Origin of the sequence: Streptomyces sp. NPDC019396, assembly GCF_040632375.1 — a bacterium.
In the GTDB taxonomy this organism is placed as follows: domain Bacteria; phylum Actinomycetota; class Actinomycetes; order Streptomycetales; family Streptomycetaceae; genus Streptomyces.
This window is the reverse complement of record NZ_JBEYBS010000064.1, coordinates 1-6,139: the sequence shown is the minus strand read 5'-3', so window position 1 is coordinate 6,139 and position 6,139 is coordinate 1. Positions and strand designations below refer to the sequence as shown.

General features: G+C 58.9%; 4 protein-coding genes and 1 pseudogene. 3 read left to right on the top strand and 2 right to left on the bottom strand.

What is annotated here, in order from left to right; all coding sequences use genetic code 11:
* Positions 1–660: 660 nt before the first annotated feature.
* Positions 661–993 (bottom strand): Lsr2 family protein, encoded by a 333-nt coding sequence (locus ABZ532_RS31135; protein ID WP_361291265.1) that lies wholly within the window; start codon positions 991–993, stop codon positions 661–663.
* 475 nt (positions 994–1,468) lie between these two features.
* On the opposite strand from ABZ532_RS31135, the gene ABZ532_RS31130 reads away from it, so the two are divergent.
* Positions 1,469–2,083: a transposase gene (locus tag ABZ532_RS31130; protein ID WP_361291262.1), complete on the top strand. Its 615-nt coding sequence runs from the start codon at positions 1,469–1,471 to the stop codon at positions 2,081–2,083.
* 52 nt (positions 2,084–2,135) lie between these two features.
* Here ABZ532_RS31130 and ABZ532_RS31125 read toward each other — a convergent pair.
* Positions 2,136–2,909 (bottom strand): annotated as a pseudogene (locus ABZ532_RS31125) (IS5 family transposase).
* A 220-nt stretch (positions 2,910–3,129) separates the two neighbouring features.
* On the opposite strand from ABZ532_RS31125, the gene ABZ532_RS31120 reads away from it, so the two are divergent.
* Entirely contained in the window at positions 3,130–4,449 is a 1,320-nt protein-coding gene (locus ABZ532_RS31120) for a glycosyltransferase family 4 protein (protein WP_361291259.1), read from the top strand.
* Between the two features lie 70 nt (positions 4,450–4,519).
* Complete coding sequence (locus ABZ532_RS31115; protein WP_361291256.1) at positions 4,520–5,773, top strand: glycosyltransferase family 4 protein; 1,254 nt, start codon at positions 4,520–4,522, stop codon at positions 5,771–5,773.
* Positions 5,774–6,139: the final 366 nt, after the last annotated feature.

Genomic DNA, 6,139 nt, shown 5'->3' with positions numbered 1-6,139 from the left:
ATTGCCAGCCTCGTTTCCGACCGCAACATCACCATGTGAAAGACGCCGTGATCAAGGCAAACACGCCCCACCCGCTATCACGCACCAACTCGTTATGCGCTGCTCCCCGACGTAGCATGTGTATGCAGACGGATTATCCTCGGTGAACTCTGCGTGCACGGGGGTCCAAGTGATGCCCATCGCGGCCTGCATCTCGTTTTCTTACGCCGCCACTCAGCGAGGACGTCGTGACTTCATCACCGGCAAAACAACCCGTCACAGAGTAGCCTTGCTCAGAAAGGACCACCACCAGATACTCCGCAAGCTTCGAATCGCTCAACGCGCAGATATATAGTATGATCCGTCCCTCGAGATTAAGATCGCGCGCATGCACACACCGCTACGTAAGCAGCACCGGTTTCCCAGCCCCCTATCCGGCCCTGGGTGTTCAGTGTAGGGCCACTGCAAAGATACTGAGCCTCGGTCAAACTAGAGATCTGGCTGCCCGTCGGCGGCATTCGCCAACTGACACTCCGAATCAGGGAGGCATTGTAGACTCCGTTGGCCTGCCGTCCGGTTGAGCTGGCCACTCCTTGCCGAGGCAGCGGGGAGGTCTTTCATGCCCGCAATACGGAAAAGAGAATGACATCCTCGGCCATCTACAGGTCGCAAGAGTCAAGTTCAGTGCGCCGATTCGTACGCCGCTCGAATCTCAGCGGGGATCCGACCACGCGCGTTCACGTCATGTCCATTCGATAGCGCCCATTCGCGCACTTCAGCGGTAGACGGCCCCTCAGTCTTCAGGGCAGCAGCCCTACTTGACCGTCGCCCCCGGCCAACCCTTCGTCCGGACTTCAGGTAAGGGCTAAAAGCCTCGAGCATCTGATCGTAACTGTCCGGAGACAAGTCAATCTCGTAGGCTACCCCGTTGAGGACAATGCTGTGAGTGGCTCCCTCAGCGGTCTCTAGACCGGTCAGGTCGTCGATGAAAATCGTCACGTGCTTTCTCGCCATGCCCGCACGATATACCACGTGTCTCGATAGAACAACTCCGAATGACGAGTTTCCTCGAGTTCATCCGGCACACGTTCTGCCTGACGACCATAATCGTGCGAAACCTCGCATAGGCTTGCAATAGTACCCGGAGTGAGCTGACAGAGCACGATGGGCGGGCGCAGTGACTCGTTGGATAGAGCGCGGCCATTCCCTCCCCACAAAGCTTCGCCGTACGGGCAGGTTAAGCCGGGAATATGCGAGCCTCAACATTCTCGCGGTCCGGACGCGCCTGATTCACGCCTCACAGCCTCGTCGACACTCGACATCACAGCCCGAAGGGGCGAAACACACGCCGACGCCATCATTAGCCCCAACGGTGGACTACGGAGAGTGGCAGCAAAGAGTTGCTAGTTGTACGGGCATACGCCCGATCGATTAGGCCACTGAGGTTAGCAGGCAGCAACAAGGTGGTCGCGCGGAGGCTCCGTGCCCGATGACTGTTGAGCTCTGTGAGAGCGTCGACGCTCTCACAGAGCTGATACCTGTCCCGCGATCCGTCTTCGTCGATGAATCAGGAGTCTCGCTGCTGCCCCAGGTCCGCCGCGCCTACGCACCTCGTGGCCGCACCCCTACACTGCGGCACCGGCTGAACTGGAAACGCGCTTCGATGGCCGCGGCCCTGGGCTACCACGCCGCCGATCCCGAGCGCGGGCCGCGGTTGTGCCTCCACCTCAGGCCTGGAAGTTACGACACCGCCGCACCTATTCAGGTTCTTGAGCGGATCAAGGTCTTCTACGCCGAAGAGCCGGTGGTATTGGTCTGGGACGGGCTGTCCGCCCACTGGAGCCGGGCCATGCGCGCCTGGGCTGCCGAACAGAGCTGGCTCACCTTCGAGCGATTACCCGCCTACGCACCCGAGCTCAACCCGGTGGAACTGCTGTGGTCGGCGATCAAGACGCGCGAGCTCGCCAACCTCGCCGGCGACCACCTCGCTGACGTTGCCAACGCCACCGAACGAGGCATCCGCCGCATCCACCAAAACGATCAACTCCCCTTGGTGCTTCCTCGCCCACACCGGACTCACCATCCACCCCACCCACCCAACTAACGAAAAACTCAGTAAGAGCGTGTTATGTGGTGTGGCGGAAGAGTCATTTGTGTCAGCAGAGGGCAGCGGCGAGGTCGAGGAAGGCCGGGTCGTTGCGGGAGTTACGCTCGAAGCGGCGGTTGAGCCGGCGGCATCCGGTGAGGGGGGACACGATGTGTTCGATGACCCACCTGAGTCGGCGTTTCGCTGGACTCGATGCCGTTGCGGGCGATGCGCACGCCAATGCGCTTGCCGGGCGATCATTTCCGCAGGTGAGGCGCATAGAGGCTTTGTTCGGCATGCAGCTGCTTGAGATTGAAGTGCCAGCCGCGGGGGATCGTGTCTCGATTGGTGGTCCTCCACCAAAGGCTTCAGGGCATGGGTGTCGTGAGAATTGGCGCCACAGATACCAACGAAAAAGGGCAGGCCGTTCGCGTCCGACAGGACGCGCATCTTGGGACCTGATTTGCCCCGGTCAGGGCTCGGGCTTGTGAGTTCCCCCTCTTGGCCCTGACGTGGGCGGAGTCGAGGACAGCACGGGAGAAGTCGAGGAACTGTGCGTCGTGAAGTCGGTGCAGGATCGCCTCGTGTAGTCAGCCCTGCACCCCGCCCCGCGACCAGATCAGGAACCTTCGTTGTGCGGTGGACTTCCGATATACCGCAGCAAGGTGGCAGGGCCCGCCAGGGCACCACCGCTGACCCACAAGTAGATGATCGCCGCGAACGGCGGCTCATCAGGCGTGTCCTGTGTTCCGCCATCCTGCAGCCGCACCTTCGACAGAGAGATCAGCGTCTCGGTGGTCTCCCACAGCCCGTCCGGAACAATGCAGCTCCACACCCGCACCAAACTCGTACGGCCGGGCAAGCCAGCGCCTCGCGAAGCCAGCCAAACGCGACGACCTCTGAGAACCCACGCGACAGAGCGAACGAGCCCTATCTCAAACGGCTCCATCCTACTTCTTGAGTACTGGTTACTTAGCTACCAGACCTCGCTCCCGCAGGACACTTGTAGCGTCCGCCTCTCGCTTACACACACAAGATCTTCCCCAACGAAGAAGCCCGAAACCATGCATATTTCATTCCTGCTGCACAATGCCTACGGTGTTGGAGGCACGATCAAGGCGACGTTTACCCTCGCCAAGGCTCTGGCTGAGCAACACGACGTTGAGATTGTTTCGGTGTTCCGGCACCGAAATGAGCCCACGATGGAAGCGCCTCGGGAAGTGCTGCTACGTCATCTTGTGGATCTACGTCAGGACAGCCCTGGGTTTGACGGCAATCAACCAGGATACACTCGGCCCGCGAGAGTCTTCGCTGCAGGCGACCGGCGCATCAGCCAGTACAGCAGACTCACCGATCAGCGGATCGGCGGGTATCTCAAAGCCTTGGAGGCCGACGTCATAACCGGCACTCGACCGGGGCTCAACGTGCATATTGCCCGGCAGGCGCGGCGTGGTCCTGTGCGGGTCGGCCAGGAACACCTGACGTTGGATAGCCACGGCTACCATCTGCGGCAGGAATTGCGTCACCGTTACCAACTGCTTGATGCGATAATTACCGTTACTGAGGCAGATGCGCACTCCTACCGCACCCGACTGCGAATACCCGATGTCCGGATTGAGGCCGTACCGAACAGCGCCCCTTCCTCCCAGCTACTGTCAGCTGACACGTCGGCAAAGGTCGTTGTCGCAGCTGGACGACTTACCCCGGTCAAGCGATACGACCTGCTAGTTCGAGCATTCGCTCAAGTCGTCGACGCGCGCCCCGACTGGCGCTTGCGGATTTACGGAGGCGGCGACGCAACCGGCAACACAAGGGACGCCCTGCAGGCACTTATCGCAAAATTGGATCTCGCTGACCATGTGCGACTGATGGGCACCGTTGTCCCCATGGACATTGAGTTTATGCAAGCCTCGATCGCAGTCTCCACGTCCCAACTTGAATCCTTTGGCATGACCATTGTTGAGGCCATGCGTTGTGGACTTCCTGTTGTCTCGACTGATTGTCCCCATGGACCTCGCGAAATCGTCAAAGACGGCATCGATGGAAGGCTTGTGCCAATCGGGGATGTGGACGCAATTGCTAACGCCATGCTCGAACTTGTCAACAATGAGGACCTGCGAAGGCGAATGGGCCAAGCGGCGCTGAAAACTTCGTGCCGTTTCGATCCGGCACGTATCGCCGAACGCCATGAGTCGATCTATAAACAGCTGGTAGTCACCCGCCGAAGCCGACCTCGAACTGCCGCCCGTGAGTCCACACTACGTCTCCAAGGAAATGTGCTGGGCAAGATTTTTGACTTGCGCCACGCGACTGCTCAAAAGGTACGCAACTACAGCGCAACATTTACTCGCAATATCGACCAGTCGTCTATCAAACCACACTAATGTCGTGCGCTCGGGCTCCCGCTCCACGGAGCGTCGAACCACCAATTCGGACATCTGTTGCGGAAGACTCATGAAGATTTCCTTCCTACTCCATCACGCTTACGGTGTCGGCGGTACCATCCGCACTGTGTTCAACTTGGCGGAAGCGTTGGCTGCTCGCCACGAGGTTGAGATCGCTTCGGTATTTCGATACCGCGAAAAAACACAGTTCGCTCTCGGGTCTCAGGTTTGCCTTGTCCCCCTCGTCGACATGCGTCCCGGGGAAGGAACTGATCGCTCCCTGCTTGAGCACCCTGCCCGCTCCTATCCAGCCAGTGACGGTCGATATATGCAGCACAGTCATCTTACGGAGAAGCGCATTAAGGAGTGGCTGGCGGGCAACCAGGCAGACATTGTGGTGGGCACACGACCCGGACTGAATGCCCTACTTGCACGCTTCACTCCCGAGCACATTGTACGCATCGGCCAAGAACATCAAACTCATGACGGGCATCGGTTCGCGCTGCGCACACAATTGCGGAACTGCTATCCTCAATTGGATGCACTGGTCACAGTCACTGAGGCAGACGCGAAAAGGTACCGCAAGAGCATGCCCCGCGTGCGCGTCGCCTCCATCCCAAATAGCGTTCCCGCTCCCACAATAGTCTCTCAGAGTACGGAACCAATAGTTATCGCCGCAGGCCGTCTTGTCCCCGTCAAAAAGTTCGACCAGCTTATAGACGCATTTGCCGAGGTAGCCAAGGAACGCCCCGACTGGCAACTACGGATTTACGGAGACGGGCCGGAACGTAAGGTTTTGCAAGCACGCATCGGCTATCATGGATTGAAAAGTCATGTAAAGCTCATGGGCTCCTATACGCCTATGGATTCCCAATGGCCAGAGGGCTCTATCGCAGCCGTCAATTCGCGTAGTGAAAGCTTCGGAATGACGATTGTCGAAGCTATGCGCAGCGGACTCCCTGTGGTCAGTACCGACTGTCCACTTGGGCCAGCTGAGATAATCCATCATGGAACTGATGGCCTATTGGTTCCAGTCGGCGACTCAACTGCAATGGCTCGAGCTCTTTTGGGCCTAATCAATGACGCCCCCAAACGACGCCAGATGGCGCGCGCAGCGAGAGAGAATGCACAACGTTTCGATCCCGGCCATATCGCAGCTCAATACGAGGAACTATTTGACGAACTGCTGCTCGCCCGAAAAGAGATGCACGGGAACTTCATGACGAGAGCACTATCCACCGCCCGGACTAATTGGTCCTATGTTGCCACTGAGTTCCTGTTCCGCTTCGCCATACGGATCATCAAGGCCGTCCGTCCTGAATAGCCCTACCTGACCCCGCAAAAGAATGGGTTTTGATACTATCTGCAAGCGATAGCCATTTGAGAAAAGTCTTAAATTGCGGAGTTGGACCTTGAACGTGCGGCCATTACGCCCGCCTCGACGACCTGCGCGACCGTCTCACCGGCGCCGACTGGTACGACGACGAGGAATTCGCCGCCTACGGCCTCGACTCCGATGAGCCCGCAGGCCTGCGGGCTTGGGCACAGCACTGGGCCACCGACCTCGACCAGCGTCTCGGCACCGACGGCGGACTCTAAGAGGTCCTAACAGAAGTTGTTGATCATGTGACTTTCGGTTCGGATGCTCGTTGGTTTCAACATGGGGAAGCGTCAGTCGCGGCCGTGGATC